The organism is Rhabdobacter roseus, assembly GCF_014202275.1.
In the GTDB taxonomy this organism is placed as follows: domain Bacteria; phylum Bacteroidota; class Bacteroidia; order Cytophagales; family Spirosomataceae; genus Rhabdobacter; species Rhabdobacter roseus.
The window spans coordinates 19,284-35,191 of the sequence record NZ_JACHGF010000013.1 but is presented as its reverse complement, the minus strand read 5'-3'; the positions used below and the strand labels follow the sequence as shown (position 1 = coordinate 35,191).

Here is a 15,908-nt window from a genome sequence, read left to right as displayed (position 1 = left end):
GTTGTTGGGAGGTGAGGTCTTGCTAAAAAGCAATTAGGCATTTTGCCAAACCCACTCTTCGCTAAAATCTTCCGATTCCCGGTGCGGCCCGAAGGGCATCGCGAGCAGATTCTTGAAGTCGGCGTTCTCCTCCAAAGCCATGTGGGTGTCCACGCCGAAAACTACCTCGTCGGCGGAAAGGCGGCTGAACGTGCCGAATATCCGGTCCCACACGCTCAGCACGTCGCCGTAGTTGGTATCGGTGTAGGGCTGCTGGTAGTGGTGATGGACGTGGTGCATATTGGGCGTCACGATGAGCAGGCTCAGGACACGGTCGAGTTTGTCATTCAGCCGAAAATTACTGTGGGTAAAGACGTTGGAAATAACCTGAAAGAACTGCCGGGCCAGTACCATCCATAAACCCGCTCCGGTGACGAACACCCACAGCACCAGCAGCGTAAGGCGAACGCCCGTTTCGAGCGGATGTTCCCGCAATACCGTAGAGCTGTCCAGGTTGCGGTCGCTGTGGTGGACAAGGTGCACCATCCAGAGCGGCGTGAAAATGTGCATGAAGCGGTGATAGACGTATTCCAGCAAGTCTAGCAACACGAAGCTGACGACGAATTGAGTAAATACATTTGGCAGTGGCAGCCAGTAAATCAGGCCAAATTGGTGCATGGCGACCCAACCCGTGGCGAAAGCCAGCGCAACGCCCAGCACGAACTGCACCGGCGCATCCACAAGCATAAAATAACTGTTGGTGAGCGCGTGTCGCCATTTCTTGTAGTTCATATCGAGCGCCAGAGCGTTCTCGATATTCCAGAAAACAAAGATGGAAATAGTCAGCACGGCGATGCGGTGCGAGTCGGGCTGATGGGCGAAGTAGTCTTGGAGGTTGTGCATTATTTTGATTTGGTTGGGCAAAAGAATTGTGTAAAAACCGAAGTCGGTTTTTTGAGAAATGAGGAAAAGACAGGTATTAACCGGATGAATTCAGATGTTGCTTCGCCGTTTGGCGAAGCCTGCTAAGCCTGTCCATCGACAAAAACTTTTGCAACTGGGAAAAAAATAAGTGGCCACTACTGACAAGTTGGAAGTAGTGCCGGAAAGGTTGGGTCAGTAGGGTTTTTTAATCGAAAATTAATACTTTCGCCCACGGATTTGGAATGGTTTTCCTCACTCGGGATACATGAACCGCACCGAATCCGAAACCGCGATGGCCCCGAACACGCCGATGGCATTGCTGAACTGGGTGGGTTTCAGAAAAACCGGCTCCACAAACGGGTTGAACTGGGCGAGTTTCTGGCGGTCGAGCTGGTCGTAGAAATCGTAGGTGTGGCGATCCATCGTTTGCAGCCGGATGTAGCCCACGTCGCCCTTTTTGTGCAGATAGGTGGGTTCGGCCACGATGGTCAGTTCGGCGTTGCCCCGGCTGGGGTAAACCGTCCGTCCGATTTCCAGCACCCGCACTTTCTGGTCGGTCAGGCAGGGGCTTTTTAGCCCGGTGGCATCGTGAACGGTGCTGTCGATGCTTCGCGCCATCGTGTAGCGGTAGTAGGTGGCGGGGCGGTTTTGGTCTTTGAAGTTGATGACGATGCCCTCGTGATCGCCGTACAAATCCTTAAAACTGGACACGTAGCTGACGCTGTCGATGGGCGTGACGGGCAAGTCGGTGCTGGCTGTGGCGGTGTAATTCTGTCCCTGCCATTGGATGTTGAGGCGGTAATCGGCGTTGCTTTTCACGGGCAGTTTTCCCCGATAAAAATACTCGTAGCTGCACCGGAAGCCGTTGTAGGACGAGTCGGGTATTAACCTATCCACTACATCGCCCGCCGTAATAGTCACCTGTGCATCCCGGATGAAAAGGTGGACATTGCTCTGTTTGGCGTCGAAGTAGGGCACCGTGCGGTCGAAGTACAGCACGGGCCGCTCGCCCGGACTCAGCAGACTCTGGATGGAAACCGTGCTGACGTAAGGCTGGGGCGGTACGCTGATGTTCTTTTCACAGGCCAGCAGCCCGGTCACGGCCAGCCAGATCACGAAAGTCGGCCAGTTGGTGCGGAGAAATTGTTTGGGAAAACGAACCATGACGAATCAGAATTTGAAGTTGTAGCTCACGCTGGGGATGATGGGCAGCAGCGAAACCTGTTTGGCGGCGGGCTGCTTGGTAATCGGGTCGGTGGCCAGATAGACGAAGTAAGGATTGCGGCGGCTGTACACGTTGTAAATCCCGAAAATCCACTCGGCGTCGTAGCGTTTTTGGAATAAATGGCGTTGCGGCTGGTGCAGGATCGCGCTCACGTCCAGCCGATTGTAGGGCCGCAGGCGGTAGTTGTTGCGGGCGGTGTAGTCCGAGTATATGCCGTCGTAAAGCGAGCCGTCCTGGAAGACCGGAATCCGGCCCACGGGCAGCGTGAACGCCCCGCCGCTGGTGAAGACGAAGGTCGCCGAGAACGTCCACTTTGGGTTGAGTTCATAACTGCCCGCCACGCTGAGGTTATGCCGTTTGTCGTAGCGGAAGGGGAACGGATTGCCGAAGTTCAGCGAGTCGAATTGCTGGGTGGTTTTGGACAAGGTGTAGGAAACCCAGCCCGTGAGCTTTCCCTCGTTTTTCCTGACAAAAAACTCGACGCCGTAGCTGTTTCCCTTGCCGAAAACCAGCGTCGTCTCGATGTCATTGGTCAGCAGCGGCTGGGTGCCTTCCCGGAAAAGTACCTGGTTGTGCATCGTCTTGTAATATACTTCCACGCTGGTTTCGTAAGCGTTTTCCTTGAAATTCTTAAAAACACCCAGGGCCACCTGCCGGCTATTCTGGGGCCTGACTTTGGGGCTGCTGCTGATCCAAATGTCGGTAGGCAACGAAGCCGTGCTGCTGGGAACCAGGTGGATGAACTGGTTCATTTCGGTGTAGGCGGCTTTGAGCGAGGTCGTGGCGTCGAGGCCGTACTTGACGTTCAGCCGAGGTTCCAGGAACGTGTAGCGCTTGCCCAAGCGGGTGAAAATGGGAATGCGTAGCCCGGCGTTCAGGCTCAGGCGGTCGGAAACCTTGATTTCGTCGCTGGCGTAAAACGCCAGGATGTTGGAGTACTGCCGCACGATGCTGTCGGGTTTGACGGACTTCACCACGCCCGACTTGGGGATTTTGGCCGACGAGGTGGCGGGGAAAAAGGTGTTGTCCGTGTAGTTGGCTCCGCCGCTCAGCTTGTGTCGGCTGCCCGCGTAGTACTCCACGTCCACCTTGGCGTTCAGGTCCTGGATGCCGGAATAAATCTGGGCGAAGTACTTGTTCTGAATTGTGGACAAGCTCAGGTGGTAGCTGTTGTAAATCAGCGAAGTATTGGCAAACAGCTTGCTCGAAAACTGGTGGTTCCAGCGGACGGTGGCGGTGCTGTTGCCGAAGTCGATGCCGTAGTTCAGGCTGTTGGCCCCGGTGTAGGCGGCCTTGTCCTTACCCGTGAAACCGCTCAGGAAAAGGCGGTCGCGCTGGCCCAGCCAGAAGTTGAACTTGGCGTTCAAGTCGTAAAAATAGTAGCTGGTACTTCCCAGAAAGGGTTTGGCGATCAGGTCGGCGTAGCTTCGCCGTGCCGAGACGATGTACGACGATTTTTCCTTTTTAATCGCCCCTTCCACCGTGATGTTAGACGTCAGCAGCCCGATGCCGCCCGTCACGGCGGTCTTGCGGTTGTTGCCGTCCTTCATCGTGATGTCGAGGATGGAACTGAGCCGCCCGCCGTACTGGGCGGGAAAGCCGCCCTTGATGAGCGTGACGTTTTTGAGGGCGTTGGTATTGAAGGTGCTGAACAGTCCGAAAAGATGGTTGGGGTTATAGACCGTGGCCTCGTCCAACTGCACCAGGTTCTGGTCGGTGTTGCCCCCCCGCACGAAGAAGCCTGTGGTTCCTTCCTGCCCCGACTGCACCCCCGGCAATAACTGGATGATTTTCAGCACATCGCGTTCACCCAGCACGGCCGGGAGGGTTTTGATCTGCTTGATCGGCACGTCGATTACCCCCATTTGCGGGGCCGAAACGTTGTCGTCGTTGCGGGTGGTGCTTACCGTTACCTCAGCGAGCTGGCGGGCCGACTCGCTGAGGTTCACGGTAAGGCTTAGGTTGCCGGCGGTGGCCACTTTCTTGACCTTGGGTTCGTAGCCCAGCATCGAGAAGACCAGTCCCAGCGTATCGGCGGCGGGCAGGGTCAGGGAGTAAAAGCCGTAATTGTTGGATACCGTCCCGGACTTGTGGTTGGTATTGTACACCGTGGCCCCGATCAGCGACTCGCCCGAGGCGGCATCTCGGATGTAGCCACTCACCGTGACGTTTTGGGCGGAAACGGACAGGGCGAAGCACATGAAAGTCAGAAGTGTTATCGAATATCGGCGCACGATCAGAGGGGTTTGGGTGCTTTCAGAATGAGTTCTTTTACAATTTGCTGGTCGAGGATGCGGTTGTGGGCTTCCTGCACCGCCGATAGCCGGGCGTTGAGATCGCGACTGGCGACGCCCGCGAAGCAGCCCGCCTGAATGTACTTCAAGGCAGCGGCCAGGCACGACTCCTGGGGGTCGCCCCAGTTGCGGTCGAGGCCGTCGGCCACGGCGGCATCCACGGGCATGCCATTGTAGTAGTCGCCGACGTTTTGGGCGTTGACGGTTCGGAAGGCGATGGGCGCCAGCACGTAGTCCATGACGTTGAAACCGTACATACCCACGGGCTTGCCGTGCGTGACTTGCCCGATCAGCTTGACGTCCATGTAGGGCTTGAGGTTGTTGATGAGCAACTCACTGGCCGAAGCCGAGCCGGAAGTGGTGATGAAAAACACCCGCGACAGGTTCAGATTCCCCGCCTTGGTGAAGTTGACAGTCTTGTTCCAGGAAGCCAGTTTGGCGTTGTGAAAGACGCTGTACATCGGGGCCGCGCTGCCCACCTTGCTGGGCGCGATGCGGTTGGCCAGGAACTCCTGAGTGCCCACGTCGCCGCCGCCGTTGTAGCGCAGATCCACCACGAGCTCGTCGATTCCGGCCGTCTCGAAATTGGTGAATGCCGCCGCGAGTTCATTTTGGGAGGGCGTTCCGGTGAAACTGTTGAAGACCAGATAACCCACTTTGTGGCCCGGAAGGTCGTAGGTGTTGGTGTACAGCACCGTGTTGAGGCTGTAATCCGCTATGGCCAGGGCTTTGGTCACCGTGGTGCCGTCGGGTTTTCGGAAACCAAACGTAGTGCTGCTGGCCGAGTAAAAGGCATCCACGATAGTGGCATCGGTCATGCTCTGGACATTCTGGCCGTTGAGCGCCGTCAGGATCCAGCCGCGCTGCACCCCGGCCAGTCCCGCAGGGGACTGGGTGTACACGTAGCGGACGCGAAGGTCGTTGTTGGCGTCGTACTTGATCCAGAAACCGAAGTCGCCCGTCTGCCCGTCGGCGAAGTAACTGTTGAAGGTGGCGGCTTTTTGTACGAACGACCAGCGGTCGAGCGGCTGCACCCACACGAGGGTATCCATTTCGGTCTGGGGGTCAGTGTAGGCGCGGGTGTTGAAAGCCGTGGGCAGCTTGTCATACCACAGGTACACCTCTTCCATGTAGAGGTAAAGCGAATCGCGGATGTCGGCGGTAGTGGTGGCGACGGCGGGTGTTGCGGCTACCGGAGCGACGGTGTCCAGCGCGGTTTTCTTACAGTTGACCAGCGAAAGCACGGTCAGAACAACCCCTCCCCAGGCGAGTGTTGCATTCTTTTTCATCGGGATAAGAAATTAGCTTTAAAAACATGTTGGGGAGAGTCTACTCATGCTTTTTAATTTTTAAAAAACGCGGCAGACAGTACCCGCCGCCTTTTTTAAAAATTAAGCGCAACTCAACCAATCGGATTTATTTCACGAAAAACTTTTTTGAACGGGCTACGAAGGGGCTGAGCAGCGCAAAGGCCAGTAGCTCGAACACCGTCTCGTAACGGCTCGTGGCGTCGCTCGGGAACGTCACGCCGTAGGCAGCTTCCAGAAAAACGATCAGGTCGATCTTCTCCCAGATTTCCAGCCCCAAGTCGTTATCCAGGTGGCTGGAAAGCCGCACCAGCGGCGGCGGAATGCCGAAGCGGCGGCTGAGGTGATCCCGCACGAGCGTTAGGCTGGCTTTCATATCAGTTCTCCAGCTTGATGAACTTGCCCGCCGCGTCGAACTCGGCCTCGTAGGCCTTACCGGCCAGGGTGAACTTCACCTCGTAGTACTTGAGTGATCCCGCCTTGTCTTTCTCAATGGCGGCACTCACAAACGTGTAGCCGGGATACGTCGCCCTCAGGTACGTGCTCACCGCTGCGGGCAGGGCAGTCTGAGTGATGAGCGAGTCGGCGCTCTGCTGGCCGTTGTCGTGCTCACCGTCATGATTGCCCTGTTCGCCATCGTGGTTGCCCTCCTTGCCGCCGTGTCCTTCCCCGTCGGTATTCTGGCCCAGATAGACGCCCGCCGCGTCGAAGTTAAGCTCGAACAGCGTCCCATTTTGCAGGATTTCCACCTGGTAGTTGGTCAGCGTACCGTTGATGAGGCGGGTTTCAGCCTCGCGGAAAGTATAGCCAGGATAGTTGGCTGTCAGGTAGTCGGTAATGACCTTGGGCAGGGCCGAGGCCGCGATGCCGTTGCCCTGTTCGTGGCCGTTGGGCGTTTCGAGCTTGGTGAAGGTACCCACCGCATTGAATTCCAGCTCATATTGCACATCGTTCAACGTAATGAGCGTTTCGTAGCCCTTCACGGCTCCGGTGGCGTCTTTCCTGACGTCGGCCTGCACGATCACGTAGCCGGGGTAGTTGGTCGTCAGATAATCGGTGACGGCCTGGGGCAGCACGGCGGGGTCGATGACTTCGCCAGCCTTGGTCAGGGTACCGGTTTTCTGAAAAGTGGCCGTGCGGGCGGCCCCATTCTGCCGGAAGGTTGCCATGTAGGCCGTCGGGGCCGTTTGCCGCCAGGTGACGTCGGTCACGGCCGGGTAGTTGCGGGCCATTGAGGCCAGGACCAGCGAAGGTACGTTACTGATGGAGAGAACCGCCGCTGTGGCGGGCGTGACCGGTTTGTCCTGCTTCGCGCAGGAGGTAAGCAGGAATGCTCCGCACAGGAGCGCCAAAAGTGACTTTTTCATAGTTTTTTGAATTGACGGGTTTGCCCCCTATCCTCATCGGGGAAGTTAGTTTCGTTCAAGTACTGTGAAGAAAAGTACGGGTAGAATTCCTATCTCGATAGTTTTCTCATTCAGTAGTTTTAGCTTACCGGCGGCGGCCCAGTTGGTAGTCAAATAGCCCGATGCGCAACCCGGCGCTGAGATTGACGCCACCAAGCTGGCCGGCGGTGAGGGCAGGGTAGGTGGTCGTAGCGGCGGCGTTCTTTTCCTGACTAACGGTAGGAACTATACGATAGCTGACTCCAAGCGTGAGCTTGACGTAGCGGATCAGGTTCATTTCGAGGTTCACGCCCTGCTGCATCACGAAGTAGTCCGAGTTGCCGCCTTCGTGGTGATCGCGGCCCTCCCGGTCGTTTTCCAGTCCGGTTATTGGATCCGTATAGTGGTCTTGGCCGCGTTCGCCGAGGCTGTTGACAGAGTCCACCTGTGCGAAGCCCATTCCGATCAGCAGCGGGAACGACACGTGCACCTTCGCATCGGGCCTGGGCGTGAACTCCATTTTCAAACCGCCGTACACATTGCTCAAAGCCAGCGCTTTACCGGCGTTCAGGCTGGTTGGGGCGAAATTTTCGGCCAGCGTGGAATACCCCGCCGCCCCGATGGCGAACTTCTGGTTGAAATGCACCATGCCCGACACGCCCGCCATGGGTGTGAACTGCCCGGCCAGCATCCCGTACTGGATTTCCCCGCCGACGGACAGGCCGATTTGATGCAGTTTGCCAAGATTGCCTTCGAAGGCCGGAAGAATGGTCATCATGCCGAGCCCGGTGCCGGCGGCGGCTTTTTTAGGCTTGGAAGGGGCGGGCGTCTGCCCGAACGAAACGGACGTAAGGAGTAGCCCGGCGGCCAGAGCCGCCAGTAGGGTGTTGTTTTTCATTTTGGTCAAAAAATTAAAAAGTGCATGGTGTTTTGGTTACGACTGTTCGGGTTTTTACACTTCGTTTGGCGAAGGATATCTCAAGCTGAAATACGTAGTCGTTTTTGCAAATGCCGGAACTGTAAGTGGGTTCTATTGATAAGTTGGAAGTGACGGGTAAAAGGTTGGGTAAGTTGGCTAAAAGAACAGAAAAAGTTTTCTATATTTTTGTAAATAATTGAATATAAACACTTTGACTACCAGAAAATATTTTGTGAATATTTATTCAAATACCACCAAGTTGGTTCCGGGCATTTTTTAGGCGATAGACATACCAGTACCGGGCTACCCGTCCGCTCCTTTTTTGGACGATCCGGCGGGAACCTTCGATTTTTTGAAAATCCGGGGCGTACAATCCCCTGGGATCGGTGAAATAATTGGAGGGCACGATAAAATAGGCGTCCGTTCCCTGGGCCCCAGTGCCGTTCAGCGCGTTCAGCCAGGAGAATTTATGCAAGTCGTACACATCCCCGACGCCCACCAACCGCATATGCAATGGATAGGCCAGGTAGTAGTACAAGTGTCCACCAGGAAACCATTTGTGCGTCAGCAGGGGCGCATCCGGCGACATTCGCCCCAATCGGATATCGTCCGCTCGTATTTTCTCGAATACGGGCAGCAGCGCCTTCCAGCCGTACATATCCAGGGTGAAATCACCCGATCCCGTTTCCAGCCCGGACTGCTTGCCCAGAGTCCCCGGATAATAATTGATGAGCAGCGGCCCCGTCAACACGACGATCGCCATGAGTACCCCCGCCGCACGCAGCAGACCGGAAGGGAACTTAAAATCAACTTCGGAAGGCATCTTGAAGTCGAGGTAGGCGGTCGAAATCAACGTCAGCCCCACAAAACCCGGCCCGCTCCAATGGGGCAGCGTGGGCCGCAGGAGGGAAACGAGCGAAGTCGCTAAGATAATCGGCAGGCTGCACCACAGCAGCACTTTGGCCGTCGAAGAAATACTAAAATTGCTCCATTTAAAAAGTGTAATTAACCCCAACGCCACAATCAGTACGTTCACCGGGTTGTTATACGCAATTTGTCCAAGCTTAGTCAGCAGGAAAGAGCGCAGGTCGATTCCATTATTGGCTTCCACCCTGGCGCTATGAAACTGCCAGCTAATGAACTGGTTGTCGAAGTTCCACAGCACGATGGGCGAAACGATGAGGAGCGTCAGAATCCCGGAAAGGTACAGAAAGGGGTTTTTGAGTAAATTTCTTTGGTGAAAAATGATGTACCCCCCAAAGCCCAACCAGAGAAAAACACCATGCACTTTGCTCATGACGGCCAGCCCGATAAACAAACCGAGCCACAAAAACTGTCTGCCCTGAAAGGCCGGTTCGGGGTTTTTCAGAAGTTTGAGCATCGTGTACAAGGCCACCAGCCAAAATACGACCTGCACCGAATCCGGCAAGATGAAAAGCCCCGCGATGATACCAGTGTAGAGCGATGTGTTGTACAGGATGGCCGCGATTAACCCGGCCCTGTCGCCCCGAATCATTTTCCCGCAAAGGGCGATCAGCCAGGTGTTCGCGGCCGCACCGACTATGGCCGGAAGGCGCACCGAAACATCGTTGACCCAATGCAGGTTCAGCGTGAAAAGGCGCATGAAAATCCCGACCAGCGGCGGATGATCGAAGTGATTCCAGTCAGGCTGCACGGCGTAGGTGAAGTAGTACGCCTCATCGACACCCAGCTCCACCATGCTCGCGACCAGGATACGCACGATCGTGCAGAAGACGATAATATGGGTCAGGTAGTCTCTGAAAGAGTCGGTGGGTCGCATAGAGTTTGGAGAGGAAGTGAAGTTTAATGGACACCCGCCAACGTCCGCTCAACGAAAGGTGTCAGGCGCATCGTTAAAAATCGAAGAACCCATGAGAACCAAATGATGTATATGCCGACACCCAAAAAGCTAAAAAGGATTGTTTCGCTTTTATTCTCAAAAACCACAGGCTCCCGGTATCCCGTTGCTGGCGTGAAAAACACCGGATTGAGGTAAATGATCGTGCCCTTTTTGTATTTGAAGGTGGCCCGGGCGTAATGATCGGACTTATTCAGTCGATAGCTTACTTTTTCGGTATTCATGAATATAGCCAGCAATTTGCCGTTCTGCCCTTTTATTTCAACTTCGTCGGCGGGTTGGCTCATGAACACGGTCATCGTCCGTCCATCGACGGTCAGTCTGTTCAGAAAGGGGATGGAATCCATGTCCTGGCTTTCTCCGACCACCACCCCGTACCCCTGTCCCGATTTTAGGGATTCGAGGACTTCCTTTCTGTCATTTTGCGCCACATTCACGAATGTACACATTCGGCCGAGTGTATTCTTATTCAGCACGTTGTGGGTATCGTCGTTGCCCACAACGGACACCTTCTTTCCGGACGACAGGGCAACATCCCACTCATAGGTCGAAATGGCGGCGGGGTTCAGCACTTACATGCAATCATAACCCGTCAGTCTCTGCAAATCCCCCTCCGTGTATCCGTCTCTGATTTTGGGATGATTGAGAATGATGACAGGCTGGGAATCCTGTAATCGGTTGAGGACATTCTGCTTGTTCTCGGTCGTTTGCGGGAACAGGTAATCCAGCCAAAGTACCCGATTTCCCCCCAAAACGAGTTGATGGGTTTTGGCAGGATTGTACCCATGCTCGTAGGCGGGAATGAACCCCGCATCGGCTGAATTGGTGGTGTCGATCTGCTGGTAATTCGAAACACAATGAATGCCGTAATTCAACGAACCGTAAGCGCGGTGGATGTCGGAGGCGTTCCCCTTTCCGTTGGGCACGCCCCGCCAGGCTTTGGCGTGGGCGTGAAAATTGCACTTGACCCAGTTGGTGCTGTCGATGGATTGGTAGGGATTGTACAGCACCGGGCCAGCGAAGGGAGATCGGGCTTCAAATTCAAAGCGGGGACAGAAAAAATATTGGGACACCACGAGCATCAAAATGAGCGTAGCGACCCCAAACAGGAGGAGCGTTTTCATGGAACGGAGGGGAGTGGTTGGCGATCATACAAAAGCAGCGAGTGCTCCAGGTTAGTTGGGAATAAAAAAAGAAAGGTTGGGCCAAAGGAACAAAAAAGGTCAGATGCCCGTAAAGCGGGCTAGGCAGAAGCCGATTAGCGTACTGACGGGCGCTTCGAAAACCACGGGCGGGCGGTTTCTAGCTGGGCAGCCAGCCGAAACAGCAGGCCCTCCTCGTTCAGCCTGCCCGTAAACATCACCCCCACGGGAAGGCCCGTTTCGGTCCAGTGCAGCGGCACCGACATGGCGGGCTGTCCGGTCAGGTTGGCGATGGGCGTGTAAGGGATGTAGCTTGCCGACCTTTCGATCAGTTCGTCGGCCAGACTGCTGTTCTTGAGAAAGCCGTAGCCTCCGGTGATTTGGAGTAGTTTCAGCGCAAAGTCTTCCAGGCGGGAGTTTTGCAATTCGCCAATTTTGACGGGCGGCCAGGCCATCACCGGGGTAAGAAACACATCGTGCCGCTGGTGGAAGGCGGCCATATCCCTCGATAGCCGATTCCACAGCAACAGCGCGTGGGCGTACTCGGCCCCGGTGACCGTCTCACCCAGGCGGGCCAGCAGCCAGGTGTTGGGTTCCACGTCGTCGGGCTTCACCGCACGGCCCAGCGCTTCCTCCATCAGGCGGAGCGTGGCGGCGGTTTCGCTCACGATCATGGGGAAATACGATTCCTTGAAAACTTCCGGGCCGTAGGGGAGCGGCACCTCCGCTACGTCATGGCCCAGCGACTCCAACAGCCGTGCCGTGTCTTCCACCGCTCTGACGCATTCCGCGTCCACGGTTTGGGCCGGGTAAGTGTGTCTGGTACAAAAGGCAATCCGCAACCTGCCGGGAGGGCGCGTGACCTCCTCGGTGTAAGGCAGCTCGTGGCTTTGGATGCGGTAGGGATCGCCGGGTTCGTAGCCTTGCAGGATGTCGAGCAGCGCGGCGCTGTCACGAACCGAGCGCGTGAGCGCACCCTCCACCACGGCATCGCCCCACGACTGCCCGAAGGCGGGTCCCAACGAAATCCGGCCGCGCGAAGGCTTCATCCCGAACAGTCCACAGCAGGAGGCCGGAATACGGATGGAGCCGCCGCCGTCGGATGCCGACGCGGCGGGGACGATTCCGGCCGCCACGGCGGCAGCGCCCCCGCCGCTCGATCCGCCGGGGGAATGGGCCAGGTTCCAGGGATTGCGTGCGGGGCCGTACAACTCCGATTCGGTATAGGGCGTCAGCCCGAACTCCGAGGTGTTGGTTTTGCCAAAAAGAACCAGCCCGGCTTTTTTACAGCGTTCGATGTAATGGCTGTCACGCTCGGAGATATGCGCAGCCAACCCCCTGGAGCCCTCCGTCAGCCGGGTACCGGCCCATTCCAGGCTCAGATCTTTAACCAGGAAGGGAACACCGCGCAATGCGCCTCCTTCGGGAAGATGAAGGGCCGCCTCCCTGCCTGTATAATAGTGTGACTGCACCACGGCATTCAGCTTGGGATTGTATTTTTCAGTAAGGGAGATGGCAATTTCGAGTGGTTCGCCGGGGCTGATATCGCCATTAGCAACTAATCGGGTCAAGGCCGTGGCATCGTAGCTTTGGTATTCTTCGGGGGTCATAGGGGAAGGCGGGGCACACAAGGCAGTTTCGTCCGGCCCCTGATCTCCCTGAAAAAATGATTGGCGGCGAATTCTTCAAATCAAACCGCCGTTTTTGATGCAAATTCGCCGCCTACTTCTTCCCAAATTCCCACCGCGCCCCGAACTTGACGCCAAAGCCATTGATCGAAGTTCGCAGCGGCATATCTTTCACCACGCTTGATAACCCCTGACTGTAATTAGGTTCGACGAATACGCTAATGTGCCTGGCAAAACCCAGCTCGGCCCCCGCACCAAGGTTAATGCCGTAAGAAGGACGCAGGTTACGGAAATTCTTTACCTCTCCGGTAAATTCCCGGCCATTGTCTTCGTAGATTTCAACCACTCCTTCTTGACGCAGGGGAAGTTGCGCGTAGCCGCCCAGCAAACCATACACAGTGAATTTTAAAGGTAATTTTTCCAGCAGTAAAAACTGTTTTTGCCAGATATCGTAACGCAACGAGAGCGGCAGATTCAGCACCCAGCGCTGGATCGGTTCGTGAACTTCAAGGCCAACCACATCACCCGGTTGGACTGGGGTGGAAAGCAAATCCGAAGGGATACCCACCGTTCCCAATGCAGTACGGTAAAAATAGGCAGTTTGCCCGTCGATAGTTTCGGCATTCAGGATCAGCCTTTTGTTGCCATCGTCAAATGTATTCTGGCCAAATTCGACACCCGCCAGTAAAGACCATTTTTTCGAAAGTGACAGGCCCGCCCGTATCCCGGCCACGATGCCCGCCTGCAATTCCTCGTCACCGTATTTAAACGCATCGGCTTCGTCGCGGCGGACGTCCACCTTGCTCCAATCGGGTGAGACATAAGCCGACAGAGAGAGTTTTTCCGACAGCGGTATCCTGATTTTCGGTGCTTTGGGTAGTAGGCTGGCGGGAAGCCGATACCGTAGACGCGGCATTGATAATGTCCGGCTCGTCAGTAGTGGTTGGGCCGTCAGCAGATTCAGGTTAATTGGGGCGGCCTTCTGCTCCGCTTCTGCACTGGTAGTGGCCAATTCCGTACCCTTTCCGCCCCGTGGCCCGTCGATGGCGGGAGTTTCGGCGGGAGTCTTCCCGTCAAGGTTACTGTCCGGCTTTCGATCTACCAGGTTTTCCGAACGAGTCGATTCCTGCCCGCCGTCGGCAGTTTTTTGTTTTGGATCAAGTACCTTTTTATTATTTGAAAGGCCAATTATTTTATTGGCTCCATCAGGCGGATTGTTCAAAGTAACATTCCTATCATAGTTGTTTTGAGTACTCTGGTTAGGGTTTGAGTTAAGCGGGTTGGGGTCTGAATTAAGCCTCTGGGATTTGGATTCCGGCCGTTGCCGCTCGACGTAGCGAATAACGGGCCGATCCACGAACACCCGCTCGGTGCGGGTAATAAAGACTGTGTTCCTTTTCGATTCAGGCGTGGCCATCGCCAGCGGTTCGGTGGGTTCGCTCTTGGCCTGGTACAGGAGATAGCCCGTGACGCCCAGCAGCACGGCCAGTACCCCGGCGATGCCTTTGAGCCATAGCGCAGCAGACTGGTAACGGATCAACTGCCGTTCCAAGGCCGCCACGCGGATATTGGCCCAGGCCGAGGGAGGCGGCTCGGCTCCCTGCCCCTCGATGACGCGGCGGAAGCCCTCGTCAAATTCGTTTTCGTCGAAATCTGCCATTTACGTAAATTTCTTTCTAATTTAAATCCTGTCAGTTGAGGTCGTACATTACTTTTTCAATTCGCCGTTGCAAGATACGCCGCGCGTCCGAAAGGTTGGACTTGGACGTCCCGACCGACACGCCCAGCTTTTCGGCAATTTCCTCGTGCTTCATGCCCTCGAACACGTAGAGGTTGAACACCATGCGGTAGGCGGGCGTCAGTTCCTGAATCATGCCTACCAGTTCGTCAAAACTCATCTGGCTGTAAATGTCGTCGGACGAAATCGGCTGCATATCACCCTGTAAGTCGGCCACGCTGCCGTATCGGCTCTCTCGCACGCGCCTATCCTTGCGGTACTTTTCCAGAGCCGTCAGCACCATGATTCGCCGTATCCAGCCCTCAAACGAGCCTTCGCCCCGAAACTTGCCGATCTGTTCGAACACCTTAATGAAGCCTTCCTGTAGCAAGTCCTGCGCTTCGTCGCGGTCGTGGCAATAGCGGTAGCACACCGCCATCATTTTAGCGGAAAAACGGCGGTAAAGGGCTTCGAAAGCCGACCCGTCTCCGCTCCGGCAAGCCTTGATGAGTTTTTCTTCTTCGGCTGAATTCATAGGGGTCCTTCTACTGGTTAGTTGCAGGCAGGCGGCAAAAGGTTGGGTGGGGGATGAAAGATTTATGCGCCGCTAAACTAGGCCCCAATTCTGTAAGCTTTCTGTAATCGGGAAAATTGCGGAAGGCTCCCCCGATGTACACCGCCTTACAGATTTCCTCCAGAGTTCACGCGTACTATTGCGGAAAAACCATATTTCTGAACCATGGAAACTGCGAATGAAAATTTGAACAAAGTCGCCCGAATCACGGTCTATTTCTGGGTCATGAAAGTGCTGGCCACCACGCTGGGTGAAATTCTGGGTGATTTCTTCTCGATGACGCTGAATCTGGGCTACGTCGCGAGCCTGGGCATCACGGTGGCTTTTCTGGTCATCGTACTGGCAATCCAACTGCGCGCCGACCGCTTCCACGCCCTCTACTACTGGCTGGCCATCGTGGGCACCACCACCGTCGGCACCGAAATCTCGGACCTCATGGACCGAACGCTGGGTCTTGGCTACGTGGCGGGATCCCTGCTGCTGTTCGCAGGGCTGCTGCTGGTGCTGTTCATTTGGCACCGGAAAGAGAAGGGAATCGAGGTGTATCCCGTCACCGAGCGCCGCGTCGAGATTTTTTACTGGATCGCCATCCTGTTCTCCAACAGCCTGGGTACGGCCTTCGGCGATTACCTGAGCGACACCATCGGGCTGAGCTACCTGACGGGCGCGGCCATCACGGCGGGCATCATCCTGATCGTGCTGCTGCTGCACTACGCCACCAGCATCGACCGTATCGTACTATTCTGGATTGCCTTTATCTTTACGAGGCCTTTCGGCGCGACTTTCGGCGATTTGCTGACCAAGCCCCTCGCCAGCGGTGGCTTGAATTTCAGCCGGGGCATTGCCGCTCTTATTTCCTCTGCCCTGCTGGTCGGCGTACTGCTTTATTCAAGCAAGCAGGACAAAGTGGCGGAAACCAATTCCTTTTAAATATT

14 protein-coding genes are annotated in these 15,908 nt (G+C 55.7%); 1 reads left to right on the top strand and 13 read right to left on the bottom strand.

Annotated elements, in window-relative coordinates; translation table 11 throughout:
* Positions 1 to 33: 33 nt before the first annotated feature.
* From HNQ92_RS25215 to HNQ92_RS25155, 13 genes are all read right to left on the bottom strand, one after another.
* Positions 34 to 882, bottom strand: coding sequence for a sterol desaturase family protein (locus HNQ92_RS25215; protein ID WP_184178676.1), 849 nt, complete (start codon positions 880 to 882; stop codon positions 34 to 36).
* Between the two features lie 273 nt (positions 883 to 1,155).
* Positions 1,156 to 2,067, bottom strand: coding sequence for a DUF4249 family protein (locus HNQ92_RS25210; protein ID WP_184178674.1), 912 nt, complete (start codon positions 2,065 to 2,067; stop codon positions 1,156 to 1,158).
* A 6-nt stretch (positions 2,068 to 2,073) separates the two neighbouring features.
* Positions 2,074 to 4,329: a TonB-dependent receptor gene (locus HNQ92_RS25205; RefSeq protein WP_184178672.1), complete on the bottom strand. Its 2,256-nt coding sequence runs from the start codon at positions 4,327 to 4,329 to the stop codon at positions 2,074 to 2,076.
* A 35-nt stretch (positions 4,330 to 4,364) separates the two neighbouring features.
* Complete coding sequence (locus HNQ92_RS25200) at positions 4,365 to 5,711, bottom strand: S41 family peptidase (RefSeq protein ID WP_184178670.1); 1,347 nt, start codon at positions 5,709 to 5,711, stop codon at positions 4,365 to 4,367.
* Positions 5,712 to 5,838: 127 nt separating this feature from the next.
* Positions 5,839 to 6,105, bottom strand: coding sequence for an acyl carrier protein (locus HNQ92_RS25195; protein WP_184178668.1), 267 nt, complete (start codon positions 6,103 to 6,105; stop codon positions 5,839 to 5,841).
* Between the two features lies 1 nt (position 6,106).
* Positions 6,107 to 7,096, bottom strand: a complete 990-nt coding sequence (locus HNQ92_RS25190; RefSeq protein WP_184178666.1) for a PepSY-like domain-containing protein — start codon at positions 7,094 to 7,096, stop codon at positions 6,107 to 6,109.
* A gap of 124 nt (positions 7,097 to 7,220) precedes the next feature.
* The gene (locus tag HNQ92_RS25185; RefSeq protein WP_184178664.1) at positions 7,221 to 8,012 is read right to left on the bottom strand and encodes a hypothetical protein; all 792 of its coding nucleotides are present in this window, start codon (positions 8,010 to 8,012) and stop codon (positions 7,221 to 7,223) included.
* Between the two features lie 265 nt (positions 8,013 to 8,277).
* Positions 8,278 to 9,774: a glycosyltransferase family 39 protein gene (locus HNQ92_RS25180; RefSeq protein WP_184178662.1), complete on the bottom strand. Its 1,497-nt coding sequence runs from the start codon at positions 9,772 to 9,774 to the stop codon at positions 8,278 to 8,280.
* An 83-nt stretch (positions 9,775 to 9,857) separates the two neighbouring features.
* The gene (locus tag HNQ92_RS25175) at positions 9,858 to 10,484 is read right to left on the bottom strand and encodes a hypothetical protein (protein WP_184178660.1); all 627 of its coding nucleotides are present in this window, start codon (positions 10,482 to 10,484) and stop codon (positions 9,858 to 9,860) included.
* Positions 10,485 to 11,036 carry a hypothetical protein gene (locus tag HNQ92_RS25170; RefSeq protein ID WP_184178657.1) on the bottom strand — a complete coding sequence of 184 codons (552 nt, stop codon included), beginning with the start codon at positions 11,034 to 11,036 and terminating at the stop codon, positions 10,485 to 10,487.
* A 134-nt stretch (positions 11,037 to 11,170) separates the two neighbouring features.
* On the bottom strand, positions 11,171 to 12,664 hold the full coding sequence (locus tag HNQ92_RS25165) for an amidase (RefSeq protein ID WP_184178656.1): 1,494 nt from the start codon (positions 12,662 to 12,664) through the stop codon (positions 11,171 to 11,173).
* A gap of 112 nt (positions 12,665 to 12,776) precedes the next feature.
* Complete coding sequence (locus tag HNQ92_RS25160) at positions 12,777 to 14,342, bottom strand: outer membrane protein (RefSeq protein ID WP_184178655.1); 1,566 nt, start codon at positions 14,340 to 14,342, stop codon at positions 12,777 to 12,779.
* A gap of 31 nt (positions 14,343 to 14,373) precedes the next feature.
* Positions 14,374 to 14,934: an RNA polymerase sigma factor gene (locus tag HNQ92_RS25155; RefSeq protein ID WP_184178654.1), complete on the bottom strand. Its 561-nt coding sequence runs from the start codon at positions 14,932 to 14,934 to the stop codon at positions 14,374 to 14,376.
* 204 nt (positions 14,935 to 15,138) lie between these two features.
* Here HNQ92_RS25155 and HNQ92_RS25150 point away from each other — a divergent pair, with 204 nt between their 5' ends.
* A complete protein-coding gene (locus tag HNQ92_RS25150; protein WP_184178653.1) occupies positions 15,139 to 15,903 on the top strand; it encodes a COG4705 family protein in 765 nt (254 codons plus the stop codon).
* The last annotated feature ends 5 nt before the right edge of the window (positions 15,904 to 15,908 follow it).